This is a genomic window from Paenibacillus sp. CFBP13512 (assembly GCF_005233705.1).
Classification (GTDB): domain Bacteria; phylum Bacillota; class Bacilli; order Paenibacillales; family Paenibacillaceae; genus Saccharibacillus; species Saccharibacillus nuruki.
The window spans coordinates 1-20,276 of sequence record NZ_QGAD01000001.1; the positions used below are offsets into that span (position 1 = coordinate 1).

Here is a 20,276-nt window from a genome sequence, read left to right on the forward strand (position 1 = left end):
ATCATATACTTATTTCTAATATTGAAATAAGTATATGAAAATTTTCAATAATGATTAACAATCATAGGAAGGAATATTAAATCTTCTACATTCTCCAGGAGAACCACTTGTATCCATTCTTTGAATCACTTCAGTAAATCTATTTTCAGCATTAAACATAGTAATAATTTGGATAGCTGTCATACGGTCTACTCCACCAGCTTCAAGCTCATCTTCAATTTCATAAAAGCCTGTAAAATTATTTAACTTATTTTGATCTAAATGATAACGGTTTAGTATATTCGAAACATGCTCAATTTGTCTATTACTAATAACTTCTAAATTACCCAATTGTGTATCAATTACATTTTCCATTCCATTTAAAAGCCCAAAAATAGTTGAATCATTTACGTTGCATGTATCTTCAGGTAATCTTTTTTGAATACGATAAATTTCACCTAAAATTTTTGCTAAAGCAAGTTTAATTGTTTGATCCATTTGCTTCACTCCTTAATTGAATATATAATTTCATAGTAATTATTATATACAAAAAAGTAAATATTTAACTTTTAATATTTTATACTTTTCACTATGGATACTCTTTTGGAAATTGTCCTTTCAACCCCGATACTATCTATTCTTTTTCCTCTACAGTTCAATAGAGAAATCATGATACATATTAGATAAGATGTCTCCCTAGTTTTATTCAGCACAAATATAGACTATAGTAAGCAAAAGTGAAAATAGAAAAGCAGCAGACTACCGGATTCGCATCGATGCCGGAGAGCTGCTACTTTTTACATGTTATCTAGCTTTATATTCTTCTACATACCAGTCAATCATCTTACGTGCAATACTGACTCGCGGTGGAATATTAGGGAGTTCATCCGCACGGAACCACTTAGCTTCGACAATCTCTTCACCATCGACTTGAATCTCACCACTATCATATTCAGCGATAAAGCCGATCATGAGTGAATGTGGGAATGGCCACGGTTGACTGTCGTAATAGCGAATATTTTTGATCTTGATGCCGATCTCTTCCATCGTTTCCCGTTGTACACAGTCTTCTAGTGTCTCTCCAGGTTCTACAAAGCCTGCGATCAGACCGTACATATTATTTGGAAAATGACCTGCACGAGCAAGCAGAATCTGATCACCTTTTAAAATAACTGTAATCACAGCGGGTGATAGACGAGGATAATGGGACAATCCGCAATTTGGACAAACTTTGCTACGTTCATGATCTGCATGATTCAGCGGATTGCCACAGCGTCCGCAGAACTGGTTCGTTGCATCCCAAAACAGCATTTGCAGACCACGTCCAGCCACATGGAACAAATCTTCATCAATTCGGTCATATAGGGCAAAAAGAGGTAGAAAAGCCATACCTTCTGGTACGGTACTGTCTTCTGCGACTTCAGCGGTATAACAGGAAGCACCTTCGATCGAACCGAGATAGAGTGTGCGGCTAGATATTAATCCATACTTGTCCAGACGATCTCCAACCGGAACGGCTAGTAGGTCGCCTGTTTCATGAACAAGTAGTTGGTTCCCACGAAAGATAAACCAGTACCCTATCGAGTTTTCCTGCTCTGTAGGTCGAAGTGCAGGACTATATCGTTTATAAATGCTTTCAATGGTCGGTTGCATGGAATCAGAACCTTTCATGTGCGTACTTTTTACGTTATTTGTGATATGTTGTACATCATTAAGTTTACCCTAAGAACAGAATGGATCAAACGTCAATCTACAAATCTCTACATTATCTGGGAAAAGGATGTATCTATACATGAGCAAAATAAAATATACAGTTGCAATCTTTACCAGTGTAGCTTTACTATTATCAGCCTGTAATCAGGGCTCATCTTCTATACCAGAACAGAACAATCCATCATTGACCAGTAAAGAAAAGCAGATTCCAGCAGAAGAAGCACATTCGAGCGATCCAGTGCAAAAGAATACTGGTTTGCGTGCAAGTTCAGATGAGATTGACTGGGAGCAGGTGCATGATAAGTTACTATCCAATGAGATGATTGCCGAACTACATACCGCAGTAGATGCGATAGTGAACCATGATCAGGAAGCATTAGATCAGGTATTTGGCTCCGATGTAGGCGCAGCACTCGCTTATGTAATGGAGCATACTACCCAGTTTAGGGATATCGCTCCCGCATATATTGAAGATGAACGAATGATTGTACCCGTTAATGGTATCCGTCAATTACAAGGCGACGACAAAGTCCAGCAAGCGACACTATTCTTTTATTTTATGAAAAATAGCAAAAGTGAATGGCATCTAGTGACGATCGATTAAGTCTTTGTTGATCGTATGCAAACCGATCTTATCTATTCTTTAGTTATCCTTTGAAAAACAAAGTATCCCTACAGTATAAGTATGAAGAAGACATGCAATCATTTTTCGGGATTATTCCGTCCAACGATGTCCTTCTGGAAATTGTCCTTTCAACCCCGATACTAACCATTCCTTTTCCTCTATAGTTAAATAGGGCAATATGGTCTGCCAATCCAGATCATCCTTTTCTCGAATCACCGAACTGCCTCCTTTGTAGAGAAGCTGAATCTCTGGTCGAAGATAGCAAATAGGCTCTTGAGTCGTTAGGAAAATGTCACTGGCTTTTCGGCGAATCGAAGGATGTCTGCGGTATATCCAATATTCCTCTACTTGGTCTACGAACATGAACTGAAATGCCCATGCAGATGTTTCTCCTTTTTTCATCCAGATATCATTCACTTGCTCTAACGGTTCTCCTTCCCAAATCTCTAAAGTCCCTTTGTAAGCTTTGTATAATATCCAGTCCTGCGATAAATAGGAATACACTTCTTGCTGATCATGGCGAAATACAATTATATCTATATCTTTATGTTGTCTAGTCTGTCTCCCTATATGTAAGTCAAGTGCCCATCCGCCTGCAATGCCCCAAGGAATCGAAATGTCTTTCAATAACAAGCTTACTTCTTCTACAGTGAGTGGTTGCCAGTTGTCGATATCCATAGTTGATATTGCTCCTTTATTTTGGGTATGTAGTATGTATGTAATACGAACGTGTCTGATTTTGATAACTTTATTAAGTAAGCTCAAACTCTATTTTTATATATTACTACAACCTAATAAAATCCCCTTTAGATTCAAAGGGGATACTTTTAAGTATTTGAGCTACCATCAGTATGTCTTACTCTCCTACAGTAATTAACACTTTACCGCGAACGGTTCCTACTTCTGCACGATGATGCAGTTCTGCGAGGTCTTTAAGTTTTACTTTTTCAGCAATGACAGGTTTGAGTACACCTTCATCGACAAGCTTCGCAATATGAGCCAATTGTTCTCCGCTTTGTTGTACATTCATATGGACTACATTTACGTTTAACTCTTTAGCTACTTTTCCATCTGCCGGGCTTGTTATCGAGACGAGTGTTCCGCCTTCACGCAATAAGTGAAGCCAGTTGCTGACTTCATTAGAACCCTCTGGAGAAAGGTTGAAAATAAGATCCAGCTTGTCTTCGATCCGTTCTTCGACCATTTCTTGATTGTAGTCGATCAGTTCATCGATTCCGATTTCTTTGAGCATCGGGAAACTGGCTTCAGATGCGGTACCGATCACATGCGCACCTTTCCATTTGGCTAATTGCACCGCTAATGTACCCACGCCACCTGCGGCTCCAGCGATCAAGACACGTTGCCCACTTTCAAGCTGACCGTGATCGAATAACGCTTGCCATGCGGTTAACGCCCCTACTGGCATTGCAGCAACTTCTGGAAGCTTGATCTTTTTCGGTGCTACAGCCACATATTCTGCTTTGGTCGCCACATATTCGGCAGCTGCACCATTAGATAGAATATTCAGTAAAGCAAAAACAGGTTCGCCTACTTTCAGATTCTTCACTCCTTTACCGATCTCAGTAATCGTACCGGATACTTCTACATTCGGAATATAAGGTAATTTATGAGGAAATGTTTCTTGCACGACACCCATTCGAATCAGATGATCCAATGGATTAAAAGCTGTCGCTGAAACTTTAATCAATACTTCATCCGCTTCAATCTTTGGCATTAGCACATTCTCATAGTGCATTTTTTCACTATTGCCGTAAGCATGAACTCTTATCGCGTGCATCATTTCTGGAGCTGGCATATTGAACACCTCTTTGGTTTTTTGAGTAGCACATTCCAATAAATAAGCGCTTACAAATATTTGCTCATTAGGTTTATCTTACGCTTAACTTTGATGTAATACAATGAACAATAAGATATACACGATGGATCTCCATTTGACGTATACTTGAAGTATGTATTTTAAAGGAGGTTATTTCATGGAACATATCGATTACATACAGGATCTAGTCTATCGAATGAGTGTAAAAACCGATGAACATGGCCAAGCTGTAAGAAGTTCGGGCGATAGTGTAGGGTGGAAAGCTCGCAAAGAAGCCCAGCAATTGAAAGAAGAACATTGGATTGATATCGTAGACACGGTATGGACACAGACGACCCATGTAGATGATCGTAAACATCTCTTTTTTATATGGAGCCATCTTGCACGTCATACTCAAGGCACACGAGCGGTAGACAAAATGTTATTGTATTTCCAATCTATCCCTCCTCGTGAACAAATGATGCTTTTGCACACCTTTACCTATGTGCCCTTTGTTCCAGACGCTACGCCATTCTTATCTTTGTCTTATGCCAAAAAAGCTTCAGTACGTCATAATGCTATCGAAATATTAGGTCATTGTGATCGTGAAGTTGTTGGTGAACGCCTTATTGAACTATTATCGATATCCAAAAACCATCTTGATTTATTTTATATCCTTCTGGCTATTCAGGATGCAAACCTATATATTGCCGCTCCTTATCTGGTTCCTCATTTGCGTTCCAACAAAGTGGATATTCGTGCATTATGTATTCATATCTTATCTGCATTTGACGGTAAGCATTATCTATCTATTTTTGAACATCATTTAGCCAAAGACTTATCCTCTTCTGTCAAATGGAATGCTATGCAGGCTATTGCCAAACATGGTACTCCTTCTCAAGTCAAGCTAGTTCTTAAACGAGTTAAATCTATCGTTTCTAGACCTCGTGCAAGTAGACAACATCCTACAAGTGAGTTGATGTATGGTATATCTTTTCTCCATCGTGTGGCTAGCGACGATCCTGATGTTGTGAAATGGTTACAAGAAATCAGAACCACCAAGTATGATAATCTGTTTGAATATGAGCAAAAGTGGCTCGACGAATTATTGCCCGAGTAATATTGTAGTTACTTATTGGCTACTTATTGATATCCTTTTCTCAAGAAATTATGACTTCTTTACACATTACTTGAGAAAAGGATAATTTTTTTATATAGCCACTTCCCCGATCATTTGCCACTCCACTTTCTTCATTTCATAAAAGTATCCCTTTTTATCCATAAGTTCTGCATATGAACCGATTTCTACAATCTTTCCTTGATCCATCACCACAATCTGATCCATCTTTTCCAATCCAGTAAGACGATGCCCGATCAGAAGCAACGTGTCTTCAGCGCTGTGTGCCAAAATCTGTTGTAAAACAGATTGTTCTGTCACGTAATCAAGTGATGATGTCGGTTCATCGAGAAGCCATAGCCTCCCTTTGCGCAACATTGCACGTGCTAGAGCCAGTCGCTGTTTCTCTCCATCTGATAAGTTTTCGCCTTTTTCATAGACGATATCATCTAATAAAATATGAGGGAGTTGCATCTGATGCAGTACATGTAATAAGTGCTCATCCGAATATTCTTTATTGTCTAATAATAGATTGTCACGAATGGTTCCTCTAAAAAAGTGCCCTTGTTGTAATACCACATTCGCGTTCTGCCAAATACTGTTCTCATCCAGTTCCTTCAGAGCTACACCATTTAATCGTATATCGCCAGCTGTAGGGGTACGAAGCTTGAGCAACAAGTCGATCAATGTGGATTTGCCTGATCCGCTTGGACCGACAATCGCTGTTTTGGAACCTGTATCTAAATGTAACGATACCTTTTGTAGTGCAGGTCTCCATTCGTCTTCATATTGAAAAGTCACCTGATTCAGATCAATCGAGATGGCTTGATCATCTGACTCTATTCTTAGCGATGGTGCAAGTAGAGATGCCGAACTGCCTACTGTTTCTTGTAGACGTTTTGCGGCATGTTCACTATCTTGCTTGTACGCTGGTAATGTAGCCATCGCCGCTGCTTCTTCGAAAACGGTAAGTGAAGCCATAATAAGCATTGCTAGAAATACGCCTGCAAGTGCTCCATCGATAATTAAAAAAGCCCCTAGTCCTAGCACTCCCCACGAAATAAGATACGTTACAAATGTATGCATCGCTTGTCCACGTAGAAGATTCTCGGCTGCTTTTTGTTGTTCTTCTGTTAACGTAGCAGAAGTTTGTTGAAGCTGTTGTTCACGCTGTATCAATTGTCCATAAATTTTCAAATCTCGAAAACCGTACAATACTTCGGTTACTTCTGTAGAAAATAAAGCTCGCTCTTCGCGAACACGTCCATTGATTTTGCGTTGTCCGAATAATACGATGGATGGTACCACCAAAGCTGTTAATAGCATTCCTACTACAAATAAACCAGCAATCCAAAATGAAAAAGTAGACGTAAATATCATCGTTGCCAAAAATACGAGCACGACAATAATAGGCGGATATGCTACACGCAAAAAGTAGTTTTGTAAGCTTTCTACATCGCCTACGATGCGTGCCAGTAGATCACCGCTCCGATTTTTGTTTAATATGCCAGGCGTTATTGGAATAAGCTTTGCAAAGAAAGCAGTACGTAATCGGCTAAGCATAGAAAATGTAGCTCGATGTGAATACAATCGTTCTGCATAACGACTTCCTGCGCGAAGCAGACCTAACAGCTTAACCATAGATGTAATAATAATCAACGTATATAACGGGGGCGCAAATACAGTCTGCGAGATCATATATCCACTTGCCGAGAATAGAGCGACTCCGGCGATACCTGCAATAAATCCACCCAGTATAGAAAGGATAATATCTTTGCGTTCTTGCAACATCGCTTTGGACATGATAGCTAACTCATTCATGCTATACCTCCTTTTTGTTGAACATTTACCATTTCAGCGTATAAAGGTAGACGATCTATAAGTTCATCATGACGTCCCGTATCTACGACTGCACCATGGTCCATAAATACAATTTGATCCGCATCTTGAATCGTATACAATCGGTGAGCGACTGTAATCATAGTTGCGGTTTGAGACAATAGTGCAATCGAACGCTGAAGTACCTGCTCGGTATGCAGATCCAACCCTACCGTAGGTTCATCGAATAAAATAATAGTAGGTCGTTTGAGAAAAGCGCGGGCTAGCGCAAGTCGTTGCTTTTCTCCCCCTGAGAGTCCTCTACCGCCATCTCCAATCACAGTCTCCAACCCTTGTTGCAACTGATCAATAAGTACCGTCAGCCCTGCTTCTTCAGCCGCCTGTTCAATCTCAGCTGTTGAAACCTGTCTACCTGCACCGATCGAGATATTTTCAGCAATTGTCCCTGCAAAAATATAAGGATGCTGTGTTATATAGCTAACCTGTCTGAACCACGCCGATTGTTGAGATTCCAATAATACTTTTCGATTCACCAATACTTCTCCTGAAGTAGGCTTTAGCAAGCCAGCAATCAAATGTAGCAATGTTGTTTTACCTGATCCACTTTTGCCCACAATAGCAATATGTTCTCCAGCTTGAAAAGAAATGTTGCCAGTCTGAATTTCAAAAGAATCAGTACCATAGTGAAAATGAACATCTTCCAGTTCAATGGATAAAGGTGTAGATTGATCTAAAGTGGTTGATATATCTTGGGATTTCGTAATCTGCTGATTAGAAGCACTTATTGATTGCCCGATGTCTTCTAGTTCATTTGTTATCTGTGATTCAGCAAGCATCTGATCGACTTTGCGGATAGCTCCCATACTTGTACGCCCACTATGAAAAGCAGTACCTGTATTTTTTAACAGACTATAGAACTCAGGAATCAATAGTAGAATAAGAAAAGCCGTGTGAAATGCCATGGATTTGAACACCAGCAATTGCAGAGCCAGTTCCAGCGCTACAATGCCTATACTTAACATCACAATCGATTCCAGCATAAAGGTATTGGTAAAAGCAATCTTCAAAATACTCATCGTCGCATCACGATACCCTAGACTGCTACGTTCGATTTCTTGTTGCTGATGATTAGCTCGTCCGAATATTTTTAAAGAAACAAGCCCTTGAAGCGAGTCTAGAAAAGTACCTGAAAATTCAGCGAGTTGTGTATATTTTTCTTCAGACTTATTTTTCGTTTTGAGACCTACCAAAATCATAAATAAAGGAATAAATGGTGCAGTACACAACAGAATCCAACCTGTATTGGAATGGAGGTAAAATGTAACGATTAGAATCAGAATGGGAATCATAGCCGCTTCCATCATTCGAGGCATATATTGGCTAAAATACTGATCGGCTTCATCTACAGCATCCAGAGCGATACTGACTTTTCCACCGGTCTGTCCACGAAGAGTGCTTGGCATCGAAGTATAGATCAGACTTTGTAAGACAGCAGATCGCATATTGGTTTTGGCACGGGCAGCCATATGTAAGCCTACTTTGCCATTGCTATAAAACAGTAATGTACGTATAACCATCACTGCAAGCAACAGACCGAGCAGTGTGATTACGGATGAGAAAGAAGCTTTTTCTACAAAAATTCGCTGTACTACTTCAGCAAGCAATACCGCTTGAGCGATCATCGTGATACCTAGTACCAACGAAATCATAGCAAGGAGAGTCCTATTTTTCCGTTGCAACGACATTTGTTCACTGATGAGACCGGATGTTCTACTCATTGCATTATCCTCCTTTATCCATCAAGGCATACAAGGAATCTCCTCATATGCCATTATCCATTCACAAGTGTTATTTCTTTCCTTTTACATAATCTGCATCAAATAAGAACAGCTTAAATACCAGAATCAGTGAAGGAATCAACAGACATAGTCCTCCAATAAATACCACTACAAGTGCAAAGCCCATAGATGGCGAAGTGGCACTGCTCTGAATCGTAATGTATGGATCAAGAATATATGGATACTGCCCAATACCATAAGCGAAAAAGGCGCAGAAAAATTGTAACATGATACAAATAAACGCTAAGCCGTAACGACGTCCATTGTATAAAAGCCACATAGCGATCATAAAGAAAGCAACAGATAGCGCAAGTAACCACCATAGATCCATCATATTCTGAAAATGTCGTTCATTGTGTTGACCAAGATAAATAAATGCTGTTAAAGCTAGCACAATCGTAGGTGTACTCCAAAACAAAGCGTACCCTCGCATTAGCTTCAATGCGGACTCATCTTCTGCACGTGAAGCATAAAAGGTTAGAAATGTACCACTGATAAACAACACTGACACAATCGCAAGCCCTACAATACTCCAAGATAATGGATTCGTGAATAATGCCCAATAATCCAGAGAAACAACGTCTCCTTGCTTGAGGATAAATCCACCTTCAGCCAAAGTTAGTGCTACCGATAATGAAGCGGGAATCAGCAATCCTGTCGCACCATACAAAAAGAGATAAACGATGTTGTTTTTGGAACCATAATTTTCAAAAGCATAGAACGAGCCTCGAATAGCCAGAAGAACGATCGCAATACTTCCTGGAACCAGTAATGCTGACCCGTAATAATAAGCCGTATCTGGAAAAAATCCGACAATACCAATATAGAAAAAGACAAAAAATACATTGGTAATCTCCCAGACAGGTGATAAATAACGGGAGATCAAGCGGTTAATTAAATGATCTTGCTTGGTTAAGCGTGCATAAAAAGCGAAGAAACCTGCTCCAAAATCAATCGAAGCGACTATTAAATATCCGTACAAAAATAGCCATAGCACCGAGATCCCAATCAATTCATAACTCATGATAAAGGCCCACCTTTCTCGCTTGGTGGCTCAGGCTGTTCTTTCAGCCATTTCTCCATCTCAAGTTCAGCAGGATTATTATTGAACAATCGTCTTAATACAAGAACACATATTGTGCCAAGTACGATATAGAGAAGTAAAAATACAAAAAACAAAATGCGGATACTCGGTGAAGATGTCGCTGCTTCTTCGACTCTCATATATCCTCGAATAATCCAAGGCTGTCTACCAAGCTCTGCGTAGAACCATCCCATTTCGACAGCTAGAAATGCTAGCGGTGCGCATAGTGCAATAATACGAAGCATCCACTTATTCAATTCATTGCGCTTTTTCCAGAATAACAATACGAAATAAAGACTGGAGATCATCAGCAACGTAAATCCGATCCCTGCCATCGAATCAAATAAATAATGTACCAAAAGAGGTGGACGTTCATCGATAGGGAATTCATTCAGCCCTGTAACTTCTGCATTGAAGTCGCCAAATGCTAAAAAGCTAAGAATTTTGGGTAAATGAAGTGCTCCTATAATCTCATGCTCTGCATTCAACCACCCCAACAGAACCAAGTCTGCTCCGCGTTCTGTTTCAAAATGCCATTCTGCTGCTGCTAATTTCTCAGGTTGATGCTCTGCCAAGAACTTAGCGGATACATCGCCTGCTAATGTATTCAACAGACTAAATAGTAAAACAACAGCCATCATCAGATTTAAGCCTTTTTTATGATAAGCAGATACGCCTTTTCTTAACATCGCAAAAGCAGCAATGCCGGCTAATAACGCAGCACCTGTTAGATAAGCTGAACTTAATACATGGAATACTTTAGAAAATGTCGCTGTATTGAGCATCGCTTGTACAGGATTGACAGCTATAAATTGCCCGGCTTCCATCACAAATCCACCCGGTGCATTCATAAATCCATTCACTGTTGTAATAAATACAGCAGACATGCCTGCTCCAGCTACAATCGGAATAGTCAGTAACCAATGAATATACGGATTTTTGAAGCGATCCCATGTGTACAAATAGATGCCTAAGAAAATAGCTTCAAAAAAGAATGCAAATACTTCCATAAATAAAGGTAATGCAATCACATTGCCGGCTAATTTCATAAAGTTAGGCCATACGAGCGCCAACTGTAGCGATATCGCTGTACCTGTGACCACACCCACTGCTACTGAAATCACAAATCCTCGTGACCATCTTTTTGCCATAAGTATGTAATGCTGATCTTTCTTACGGATACCCATCCATTCTGCTATTGCAATCATGAGCGGTATCCCTACACCCAGTGTTGCAAAAATAACGTGGAATCCGAGCGTTAACCCTGTTACAAGTCTGCTCCATAACACCGTATCGATTTCCATACCTGTATTGCCCCCTTTCAAAATAGATCAAGTGACTGCACGTCTTGATAGTTAAAATTATTGTATTCTAATTTTCGACCAATTCAATCACAGTCACATTTTTGTCCCTAATCGTTCCAAGAAGGAACATATCTTTCTGACAAGTTAGTGAAAAATAGCGAAAATACTCGAATGGGCTATTGTGTTATTTGGCTTATCCCTTTAATGACAAAAGATCGTATCCTGAACACGCAAAAAAAGCCGCTAAGTTAGCGACTTTGCCTGATCAATATAATTTTCAACAGTCTTACATATGTTGTAGACCCCATTCTTGTAGTTGTAATAAAATCGGAGTCAACGTTTTTCCTTTGTCTGTTAGAAAGTATTCCACACGAGGAGGCATTTCAGCATAAGCGACTCGGTGTATCAATCCATCTGCTTCCAATTCACGCAATTGGCGTGTAAGTGTACGATGTGTCACGGTAGAAAGTGCTCTTTGAAGTTCATTGAATCGAATTTTATCGTTTTGCAGTAACTGATATACAATCAAAATCTTCCATTTCCCACCAATCGTATTGATTGCAAATTCTACAGGACATGATTTACAATTTTCCATTAATTTAATTTCCGTTACCTTCATTTCCATTGATTTACCTCCAACAGTATCCTTAAAGATACCTGATATCTTACATGTGCGTACTTACATAAAGTGTGTAACTTGATTATGATAAATATAACATTTCGTTCGATGTTGAACAAATGAACTGATGATAAGGAGCTGTTTTATATATGGAAACAATTTTGGTCTATGGAGCATCAGGTGTACAAGGTGGAGCTGTCGCTAGATTATTAACATCTAAAGGAATTACTGTTCGCACACTTACTCGCCAAGAAAAAAATGTAGCGACTTTGAAGGAACAAGGAATAGAAGCATTTGTTGGAGATTTGTCTGTATTAGAGACTTTACATGAAGCAAATAGCAATGTAGATAAAATATTTTTAAATATGCCGATTGAGTATGATACAGAACTAATGAAGCAACAGATTACCAATGCAGTACAAGCGGCTCAGCAAGCTAATGTACAACTAATCGTTGTGAATTCGAATGGATTTTTGCCAGAACAGCCTACAGCCACTGCAACGTTAGAAGTTAAGCGCGAAATGATTCAATACGTACAGCAAAGCGGTATTCCGACTATTTTGGTAAAACCTACTTTGTATATGGAAAACTTTTTAATTCCAGGACTCATCAATCAAGGCATGCTTTTCTATCCTGTCCCTGCGGACAAGCCTATTCCGTGGATCAGTTCTGAAGACGCCGCTCAATATCATTATTATGCATTAAATCATCCTGAATTAGCAGGTCATACTCTTTTAGCTCCTGGGCCAGAAGCATTGACAGGTGAAGAACTGGGGCATAAGTTTGCACAAGCTTTGGGAAAAGATATCACTTTCCAGTCTCTAAATTATGATGACTTTCAAGCTTCGCTCACCCCTGTAATGGGTGCTCAACAAGCTACAGGTATTGCTAATTTTTATCGTTGGATTGGAGAAAATGTAGATTCTTTGAACTACTATAATGTGGAGGATCGTGTCATCGTACCTGATCTTCAACTGACTTCACTCAAAGATTGGTTGCAACAACCGCATATACAATCTATTCTTCAGGCTTAAACAAGCTACCCTTAGAATAACGGATTATAATCACAATGTCTTTTAATATTATTCAAAAGGCACAACAAAAAGGGATGAACGACGTGTTATCGTCGTTCATCCCTTTTCTATTGCATATTTTTATACTATAAAGGTAGTCTAGCAGACATTAAGATTTGGTGATATTGGATGTTCCTGTTTTGATCGCTTTGATATCATATTTGGCATTTGTCGAATCAACAACATACTCGGGCTTAGTTTGACCTGCTTTTTGGCGATGTCCTTGTACATGAGCATCGCTTTTCTCCCAGTTCTTCCATGCTTCTTCAGACTCCCAACGGAATAAAAGAACCACTTCTTCTTCCCCTTTACGAGTCTGCTTCACCATAATATTCAAATCAACAAATCCAGGCTGTTCTTCCAAAATACCGGCTTGGTTAAAACGTTCTACGACTTGATGAGAGTTACCTTCTGTGACTGTAATACTACGCATAATTGCAAACATTGTTAAACCTCCTTCAAACCATTTATTCTTTTATTATAAATGATAATCATTATCATTGTCAAAACAACTATATTCACCTGACAATTTGACGCATAAAATGACAGGATTAGCTTGAACTTTTGACTTATAATAAACACCAAGGAGTGAATAACTACTATGAACTGGATCGAATCTTTACAACATGCGATTAATTATATGGAAGAACATTTGTTAGAACCGATTACGATTCAACACATTGCAGATCAAGCTCATCTATCGCCTTTTTATTTTCAGCGTAACTTTGCGTTGTTAACCGATGTGACCGTTGCCGAATACTTGAGACGAAGAAGATTAACTCTAGCCGCTCATGAACTGGTACATAGCGATCACAAAATTATTGATCTGGCACATAAATATGGCTACGATACACCTGAATCTTTTTCCAAAGCGTTCCGTAGACAACATGGGATTGCCCCTAGTGAAACCCGCAAGCATAGTACCTCGCTTAAGTCTTACAATCGCTTGGTGATTCAAGTAAATCTAAAAGGAGTCGAACCGATGAATTACAAAATTATAGAGCACCCGGGATTTTCATTAGTAGGTATCAAGCAAACATTCTCTTATGAAGATGGAGAAAATCTACGTAAAATTCCAAAAATGTGGCAAAAAGCGTATCATGATGGTATTGAAGATCAGTTATTTGAACTCAACAATGGAGCGATCTCAGGAATACTTGGTGTCTGTGTTGATCAAAGTGAACTTCAAGATAAACAAATGGAATACTGGATTGCTACTGCTTACAATGGAGATACTCCAGAAGGATTATCCCACTTACAGATTCCTGCTTCCAAATGGAGCGTATTTGAAGTGGAAGGTCCGATGCCAGCAAGTATGCAAAATCTCTGGAAACAGATTATTTCAGAATGGTTTCCTTCTAATTCTTATGAACATGCATACTTGCCTGAACTGGAAGTATACGGTGGTCCTAACGTTGCTCCGCAGATCTGGATTCCAATTAAAAACTAGCAGGTAATGGCTGAGTATATTCCAATATATTTATCTTTTATTCAACTGGTCGTTGCAAGCCCCTTTTACTGATTCATAGTATGAATGATTTATACAAAAAGAATTGCAAATCATTATAAAAAAGCTGTAGATCGCTCGTATTCCAACGATCTACAGCTTTTTGCTTTGGTATTTTTATGATAGTACAGATCTATTTAGAACATTGAGGTAATTTCACCTGTATTTTTATTTACATAATACCAGCCATATGTAGATGTATGACCTTCTCCTGTAGCTTCATCATCGACCACATCTTCATACACATGGACAACATACATATCATCTTCCTCATGATCTACATCTGTCAACAGATATGAAGAACCATTTAACTTATATTTATCTTTGACCAGTTGAATCGCTTGTGCTCTGCTGACTGCTGATGTACCAGTCGCCGTATTGGAATTTGAATTAGGTGTGGTTGGCACTGTAGGTACACTTGGAGTCGGTATCGTCGGAGTAGGTGTAGTCGTCGAATTAGAAGATGACGATGAACCTGTACTATTTGTCTGATTGCTTCCAATATACAAATTATTATTGGACAAACGAATATCTTTGCTCATTGCATTACTCATCGTTCTTGCCGGTACATACGTAGTGCCTTTATAAATAATGACATTAGCATCTGACTTTTTAACTTGATCGATGTATAACCCTACTTGCTTAAAAGCCACTTGAATACTGGTTGTATTAGCTGCCATCGCTACACCTGTACCTGTCAATAATGAACCGATCGTTATACCTAATACTAATCCTTTAACTTTGTCTTTCATGCCTGCTCACTCCTTTATAGGTAAATGTATTAATATTCGCTAGCGTACAAAATCTCTCCGGTGCGGGATAGATCATATCCACCGATCGCTTGTAATTCACGTTTGAAATCATCGGATGACAATATTCTTTTTAATGTAGCGATCCACTCTGCATTTTCTACTTTATTTAAAATAACCAGATCATATCGTTCTACTGTCAATGGAATAAATTCCACTCCGACCAATGCAGCGGCTTTCTCACTTCCTACCCCTACATCTGCTTGACCGCTTGCTACTTTACCTGCCACAGCAATATGAGAAGATTCTTCTTGCGTGTATCCTTGTAATTGAGAAGTACGAATCCCATTCAATCGTAATTGTTCATCCAATAATACACGTGCTCCTGCTCCACGTTCTCGATTCACAATCGTTATTCCATTTTGAGCCAAATCTTGCCATGAACGAATATCTTTTGGATTTCCTCTAGCCACATACAATCCTGCACGCCTTGAAGCTAGATTAATCACTGTACATGGATGCGAGACAAGCATTTTACGAATATACGGTAAATTATAATCTCCTGTATCCCCATCAAATAAATGAGTACTGACAATATCTGAATTTCCCATATACATCGATACTAGACTATCCATACTTCCGGCAAAAGAACGAAGCGGACGATAACGATTGTCTTCTTTTTCCATATAACGAGCTAGAATATCCAGACTGGTATCTTGCCCTGTAATCACAATCGTTTTGCCAGTCGTCGGTGGAGTGATCGGTTCTTGAGTAATCGGGTTCATCGTGCCTGTATTTCGCAAAATTTCTTCTGGACGTGCATAAGCTGCATGCACAAATTCAGGTGTCACTGTAGCGTCTGGATCAGGCGTATGATCTTGATAATCAATATGTGGAATATTCCCGATGCCAGGCTGAAGCGGAGACACTTCTGACGGCTCCGAGGACGAAGTAGGCAATATGCTATTTAGTGGGGTTGCTGTCATATGAAGCTGTCCCGCATTTTCTCGATTTTCACGAATCATTCCATTTTTCGCTTTTTGTTTATACGTTTCTAGATCATAATGATCCACTCGCATTTGTTTGCCTACACGATAAGCGGGTAGATCGCCTTTTTTGATCAGATCGTAAACGGTTAATTTAGAGACTTTAAGTAATTTGGCAATTTCTTCGGTTGTGTATGACACCTGCTCATTCATAGGTGGTTCCTCCCTAACAAGATACATTTATCTTAACGTGGATGATATGAGTTTTCAATTTAAACAATCGCACTATATCCAATTCAATATGATGTTTAATTATAACTAGATATAATTAGAATGATTTAGTATGATCTAATATATACTATTCAGTATAATACATAGTGGTATTATAACTTTAAGGAGGAATATGTGTTGAAATCTATACTTTCTTTATTTTCACATCGAAATCATACTTCTACTTCCCGGATGGATCTACCTGCGCTTCTGTTAGGTCTGATCTTAATACTTAGTGCTTGTTCGTCCACGACAACTACATCCAGTACAGATAGCGCCAATGGTTCTACACCTTCTTCTGAGACTAATGCTACAGCTACCAGTGAATCTCCTGTACAACTCACTATTTCAGCTGCTGCAAGCTTAACGGATAGTCTACAGGAAATTCAAACGTTATACCAACAGCAACATCCTAATGTTAACCTTACATTCAACTTTGCGGCTTCAGGTACATTACAGAAACAGATTGAACAAGGCGCTCCTGCGGATCTATTCTTCTCAGCAGGTAGTAAACAAATGGATGCTCTACTCAGTGCTAATCTTATTGATAAAACGCATGAGAAAGACCTGCTCGCTAATGATCTTGTACTTATTGTACCCAAAGATAGCGCTTTAACATTATCTTCATTGCAAGATTTGACTCGTGACAATATCAAAAAATTAGCTGTCGGTACACCTGAATCGGTTCCTGCGGGTATGTATGCCAAACAAACGTTAGAGTCGTCAGGGCTATGGGACAAGTTACAATCCAAAATCGTGCTGACTAAAGATGTCAAACAAGTCTTGTCTTATGTAGAAACAGGTAATGCTGAAGCAGGATTTGTCTACAAAACGGATGCCATGGATTCAGATAAAGTACAGGTGGCTTTGACAACTACTGCTGATAGTCATGATCCAATTCTATATCCAGCAGGAATCGTATCAGATACTACTCATCCTGAAGAAGCTGCTGCTTTCTATGACTATCTACAGACCGATGAAGCACAAGCTATTTTTGTCAAACACGGCTTTATGAAGGCTTCTGCGGGTTCATGAATTCGTTAAACTGGTCATGGGACGTTATCGGTTCGCCTATTCTGTTGTCTTTGCAAATTGCTTGTGTAGCAGGTTCGCTTGCTTTTTTACTGAGTATTGTGATGGCCATGTGGATGAATCGGCATACCTTTCTAGGGAAATCAATCGTTGAAACGATATTTATGTTACCCCTGGTTCTGCCTCCTTCGGTTGTCGGTCTTTTGCTACTGACTATACTGGGTCGGCGTAGTTGGATTGGTCAGGCGGCTGAATGGCTTACTCATCAGCCGCTTGTGTTCAGCGCAACTGGAGCGATTATTGCTGCAACTGTCGTTTCTTTTCCACTGGCTTATCAGACACTCAAAACAGGGTTCGCTCTGGTAGATAAAGATGTACTGGAATCTGCACGCTCTCAAGGTGCCAGTGAATTGCAATTACTCTGGTATATGATCTTACCGCTTGCATGGCGTTCACTGGTAACTGGATTTGTGCTTGCTTTTGCTAGAGCCTTAGGAGAATTTGGGGCTACTTTAATGGTAGCTGGTAATATTCCAGGCAAAACACAGACATTACCAACTGCGATTTACTTTGCTGTCGATGCTAACAATATGCCACTGGCTTGGAGTTTAACCATCATTACGATTCTGATTTCATTTATTCTATTATTAGTCACTGGACGCATTCGTGGTTCTGCCTGATCGGTAGCTGCGGATGCTTTTTTTATTTGTAAAACTTAGATAGCTTTATCTAGTATATTCCTTATATAATTAGAAATAGATTGACCAAAAAGAAGATCGATTGGGGACGACTTCATTCCATCTCTTTCTATTAAATACAGAAAAAAGAGGTACCGCTATGCTCAAACTTCAGCAGTTATCAGATATATTAGAATTACAGGCGCTTTGTGAAAAAGAAGATCATATTATGCTTAAATTAAACTGGGACATGCTCAAAAATCGTGCGCCTGGCAGTGTAGAAGATTTTTTCCATTACGAAGGTAAATTACTGATCGGTTTTCTAGGTATCTACCGAATGGGACAAAATATTGAGGTATGCGGCATGACACATCCTCTTTATCGTCGACGGGGTGTATTCACAAAATTGTGGGAACAAGCAGTCAGTCGTGGTCAATTGGTCGATGCCAATCAAGTGTTATTAAACGTGCCTCGTGATTCGGTTGCAGGTCAAGCATGGGTACATACAAGACCTGTTGTGCTACAAAGTATTGAATATACGCTCAAGCTCGATAAAGAACATAACTCGTTACGTATAGACGAACCTGAATCTGCGGTATTACGTCCATTTAACGATAGCGATATTCCGTTGTGGATACGACTGGATGCAGATGCATTTGCGATTAGTGAAGCTTCTACAACAGCTACACTAGCCAATGCCAATCGTTCCAAAACACGCAAAATGCTAGTGATTGAACATGCCGGTATCGCGGTCGGTAAAATAGAAGTGGATTATGAGGGAGAACACAGTTGGATTTATGGATTCGTCATCGATCCTGCATTACGTGGACACGGGATTGGACGTAGTGCTTTGCGTCAGGTGGCTCTTGCTGAAAGTCAGGCAGGTCATAGTGTCTGGCTCAATGTGGTATCTGATAATGATCGTGCGCTCTATCTGTATGAATCGTGTGGCTTCCAGCATCAAGATATTCAAGACTATTACTTGTATTCTCCACCTATGCCTGAAATTTAAATCATTTATACAAACACAGAAAAAGCGTTTATACCAAGCACGGAGGTCCGGTCCATGCATGGATAAACGCTTTTTCTTAGAGAATCATCTATGTTATCGAATCATGTGACTGGGACGAAAAGATAGATGATCTCTATTCCCTGTAACAGGAAAGCCGTATGTTCGTTGGTCTTACTTATATTGTGAAAAGAATCCGGGTCAAAAAGATGGGGGGATTTTGACCCGTTTCTTGGTCCACCTACATGAGGCTCCACGAAGGAGCTAGAGATGTCACACCAGCGTTCTGTCTGCAATGTTCACAGACTTGAGTTCCGCCTGGTACGACATGTTGAAGCAAATGAAGATAATCGATTGATGCAGCTACTTTTTCCGGTGAAGGATAATGACGCTGTACCTTGCCTTCCATAATCGAAAAGATATCGATTCGTTCAGGAAGTCTACCAAAAGCAGACTGGCAAAACACGGAAGATAGATGAATAAAAGCTTCTGCTGTATAAGGATCATCATCGACTATAAACTTCTGAACAATCAGGCTCTTGTGTCCGGCTACATCATCCGGTTGCGCTGTTTGTTCAGATACTTGCCATGCCACTTGAAAAATAACAGACAAGTCAGTTTGCAGTTCTGGAACCAAAGTCTGATGCTGTTCATACAACATCATAGGATAAGGTGCATATTCGTTGGCTGCAAGAAGCTTACGAATATTTGCCGTAACCAGATCTTTGACCTGCCAGTACTGCTGTTCATGATCGAAGTAAGAGATACGCTTGGGCCAACGGAAATCAACCAGCTGGCCAATATCTGTAATCCCTCTAAGCTCTGGTGACATACTGTAATAACGATTAATCGCATGTCCTATCGCAAATTGTACACGTTGCTTCCAATGAATCTGTGAAGCTTGCTTACGTGACGTTCGGCGTGTAGGTAGTGACTGATCATTTGTACGATAGGTCATCCGTAGCCATTCTTCCAGCTTGTAATCCTGCAAAACAGGTGAAGCCTGATCCGTAGAATAATTCATATATGCTTAACACCT

20 protein-coding genes are annotated in these 20,276 nt (G+C 39.7%); 7 read left to right on the plus strand and 13 right to left on the minus strand.

All coding sequences use genetic code 11. The features are described 5' to 3' along the window. Positions 1-54: 54 nt before the first annotated feature. Both PaeCFBP13512_RS00005 and nudC read right to left on the minus strand, forming a co-directional pair. Positions 55-477 (minus strand): hypothetical protein, encoded by a 423-nt coding sequence (locus tag PaeCFBP13512_RS00005; protein ID WP_137220578.1) that lies wholly within the window; start codon positions 475-477, stop codon positions 55-57. Positions 478-783: 306 nt separating this feature from the next. Continuing rightward, entirely contained in the window at positions 784-1,650 is an 867-nt protein-coding gene (gene nudC, locus PaeCFBP13512_RS00010) for an NAD(+) diphosphatase (protein ID WP_137220579.1), read from the minus strand. Positions 1,651-1,771: 121 nt separating this feature from the next. Between nudC and PaeCFBP13512_RS00015 the strand changes: the two genes are divergently transcribed. Next, positions 1,772-2,296, plus strand: coding sequence for a hypothetical protein (locus PaeCFBP13512_RS00015; RefSeq protein WP_137220580.1), 525 nt, complete (start codon positions 1,772-1,774; stop codon positions 2,294-2,296). A gap of 111 nt (positions 2,297-2,407) precedes the next feature. Here PaeCFBP13512_RS00015 and PaeCFBP13512_RS00020 read toward each other — a convergent pair whose 3' ends face one another. Then, a complete protein-coding gene (locus PaeCFBP13512_RS00020; RefSeq protein ID WP_137220581.1) occupies positions 2,408-2,995 on the minus strand; it encodes a nucleotidyltransferase domain-containing protein in 588 nt (195 codons plus the stop codon). A gap of 178 nt (positions 2,996-3,173) precedes the next feature. Further along, the gene (locus tag PaeCFBP13512_RS00025; RefSeq protein WP_137220582.1) at positions 3,174-4,133 is read right to left on the minus strand and encodes an NADP-dependent oxidoreductase; all 960 of its coding nucleotides are present in this window, start codon (positions 4,131-4,133) and stop codon (positions 3,174-3,176) included. A 178-nt stretch (positions 4,134-4,311) separates the two neighbouring features. Between PaeCFBP13512_RS00025 and PaeCFBP13512_RS00030 the strand changes: the two genes are divergently transcribed. Next, on the plus strand, positions 4,312-5,253 hold the full coding sequence (locus PaeCFBP13512_RS00030) for a HEAT repeat domain-containing protein (protein ID WP_137220583.1): 942 nt from the start codon (positions 4,312-4,314) through the stop codon (positions 5,251-5,253). Positions 5,254-5,343: 90 nt separating this feature from the next. On the opposite strand, the gene cydC is transcribed toward PaeCFBP13512_RS00030, so the two are convergent. The 5 genes from cydC to PaeCFBP13512_RS00055 form a co-directional block, all read right to left on the minus strand. After that, entirely contained in the window at positions 5,344-7,071 is a 1,728-nt protein-coding gene (gene cydC / locus PaeCFBP13512_RS00035) for a thiol reductant ABC exporter subunit CydC (RefSeq protein ID WP_137220584.1), read from the minus strand. Further along, entirely contained in the window at positions 7,068-8,867 is a 1,800-nt protein-coding gene (gene cydD, locus PaeCFBP13512_RS00040; RefSeq protein WP_137220585.1) for a thiol reductant ABC exporter subunit CydD, read from the minus strand. Before cydD ends, cydC begins: the two co-directional genes overlap by 4 nt. Before the next feature lie 70 nt (positions 8,868-8,937). Further along, on the minus strand, positions 8,938-9,951 hold the full coding sequence (locus tag PaeCFBP13512_RS00045) for a cytochrome d ubiquinol oxidase subunit II (RefSeq protein ID WP_193555924.1): 1,014 nt from the start codon (positions 9,949-9,951) through the stop codon (positions 8,938-8,940). Next, the gene (locus tag PaeCFBP13512_RS00050) at positions 9,948-11,315 is read right to left on the minus strand and encodes a cytochrome ubiquinol oxidase subunit I (protein WP_137220587.1); all 1,368 of its coding nucleotides are present in this window, start codon (positions 11,313-11,315) and stop codon (positions 9,948-9,950) included. Before PaeCFBP13512_RS00050 ends, PaeCFBP13512_RS00045 begins: the two co-directional genes overlap by 4 nt. 286 nt (positions 11,316-11,601) lie before the next feature. Then, entirely contained in the window at positions 11,602-11,940 is a 339-nt protein-coding gene (locus PaeCFBP13512_RS00055; RefSeq protein ID WP_241669234.1) for a winged helix-turn-helix transcriptional regulator, read from the minus strand. A 143-nt stretch (positions 11,941-12,083) separates the two neighbouring features. Between PaeCFBP13512_RS00055 and PaeCFBP13512_RS00060 the strand changes: the two genes are divergently transcribed. Further along, positions 12,084-12,968, plus strand: coding sequence for an SDR family oxidoreductase (locus tag PaeCFBP13512_RS00060; protein WP_137220588.1), 885 nt, complete (start codon positions 12,084-12,086; stop codon positions 12,966-12,968). Positions 12,969-13,116: 148 nt separating this feature from the next. Here PaeCFBP13512_RS00060 and PaeCFBP13512_RS00065 read toward each other — a convergent pair whose 3' ends face one another. After that, the gene (locus tag PaeCFBP13512_RS00065) at positions 13,117-13,452 is read right to left on the minus strand and encodes an antibiotic biosynthesis monooxygenase (protein ID WP_137220589.1); all 336 of its coding nucleotides are present in this window, start codon (positions 13,450-13,452) and stop codon (positions 13,117-13,119) included. A gap of 156 nt (positions 13,453-13,608) precedes the next feature. On the opposite strand from PaeCFBP13512_RS00065, the gene PaeCFBP13512_RS00070 reads away from it, so the two are divergent. After that, positions 13,609-14,457: an AraC family transcriptional regulator gene (locus tag PaeCFBP13512_RS00070; RefSeq protein WP_137220590.1), complete on the plus strand. Its 849-nt coding sequence runs from the start codon at positions 13,609-13,611 to the stop codon at positions 14,455-14,457. Between the two features lie 194 nt (positions 14,458-14,651). On the opposite strand, the gene PaeCFBP13512_RS00075 is transcribed toward PaeCFBP13512_RS00070, so the two are convergent. Next, positions 14,652-15,266, minus strand: a complete 615-nt coding sequence (locus PaeCFBP13512_RS00075) for a hypothetical protein (protein ID WP_137220591.1) — start codon at positions 15,264-15,266, stop codon at positions 14,652-14,654. 29 nt (positions 15,267-15,295) lie between these two features. Then, entirely contained in the window at positions 15,296-16,462 is a 1,167-nt protein-coding gene (locus PaeCFBP13512_RS00080) for a substrate-binding domain-containing protein (protein WP_069328779.1), read from the minus strand. A 249-nt stretch (positions 16,463-16,711) separates the two neighbouring features. Here PaeCFBP13512_RS00080 and modA point away from each other — a divergent pair, with 249 nt between their 5' ends. The 3 genes from modA to PaeCFBP13512_RS00095 all read left to right on the plus strand — a co-directional run bounded on the left by modA (position 16,712) and on the right by PaeCFBP13512_RS00095 (position 19,240). Further along, on the plus strand, positions 16,712-17,554 hold the full coding sequence (gene modA, locus PaeCFBP13512_RS00085) for a molybdate ABC transporter substrate-binding protein (protein ID WP_137220850.1): 843 nt from the start codon (positions 16,712-16,714) through the stop codon (positions 17,552-17,554). Continuing rightward, the gene (gene modB, locus PaeCFBP13512_RS00090; protein WP_069328780.1) at positions 17,551-18,231 is read left to right on the plus strand and encodes a molybdate ABC transporter permease subunit; all 681 of its coding nucleotides are present in this window, start codon (positions 17,551-17,553) and stop codon (positions 18,229-18,231) included. Before modA ends, modB begins: the two co-directional genes overlap by 4 nt. 157 nt (positions 18,232-18,388) lie before the next feature. Next, positions 18,389-19,240 carry a GNAT family N-acetyltransferase gene (locus PaeCFBP13512_RS00095; protein WP_069328781.1) on the plus strand — a complete coding sequence of 284 codons (852 nt, stop codon included), beginning with the start codon at positions 18,389-18,391 and terminating at the stop codon, positions 19,238-19,240. Between the two features lie 238 nt (positions 19,241-19,478). Here PaeCFBP13512_RS00095 and PaeCFBP13512_RS00100 read toward each other — a convergent pair whose 3' ends face one another. Further along, on the minus strand, positions 19,479-20,261 hold the full coding sequence (locus PaeCFBP13512_RS00100; RefSeq protein WP_137220592.1) for a hypothetical protein: 783 nt from the start codon (positions 20,259-20,261) through the stop codon (positions 19,479-19,481). Between the last annotated feature and the right edge of the window lie 15 nt (positions 20,262-20,276).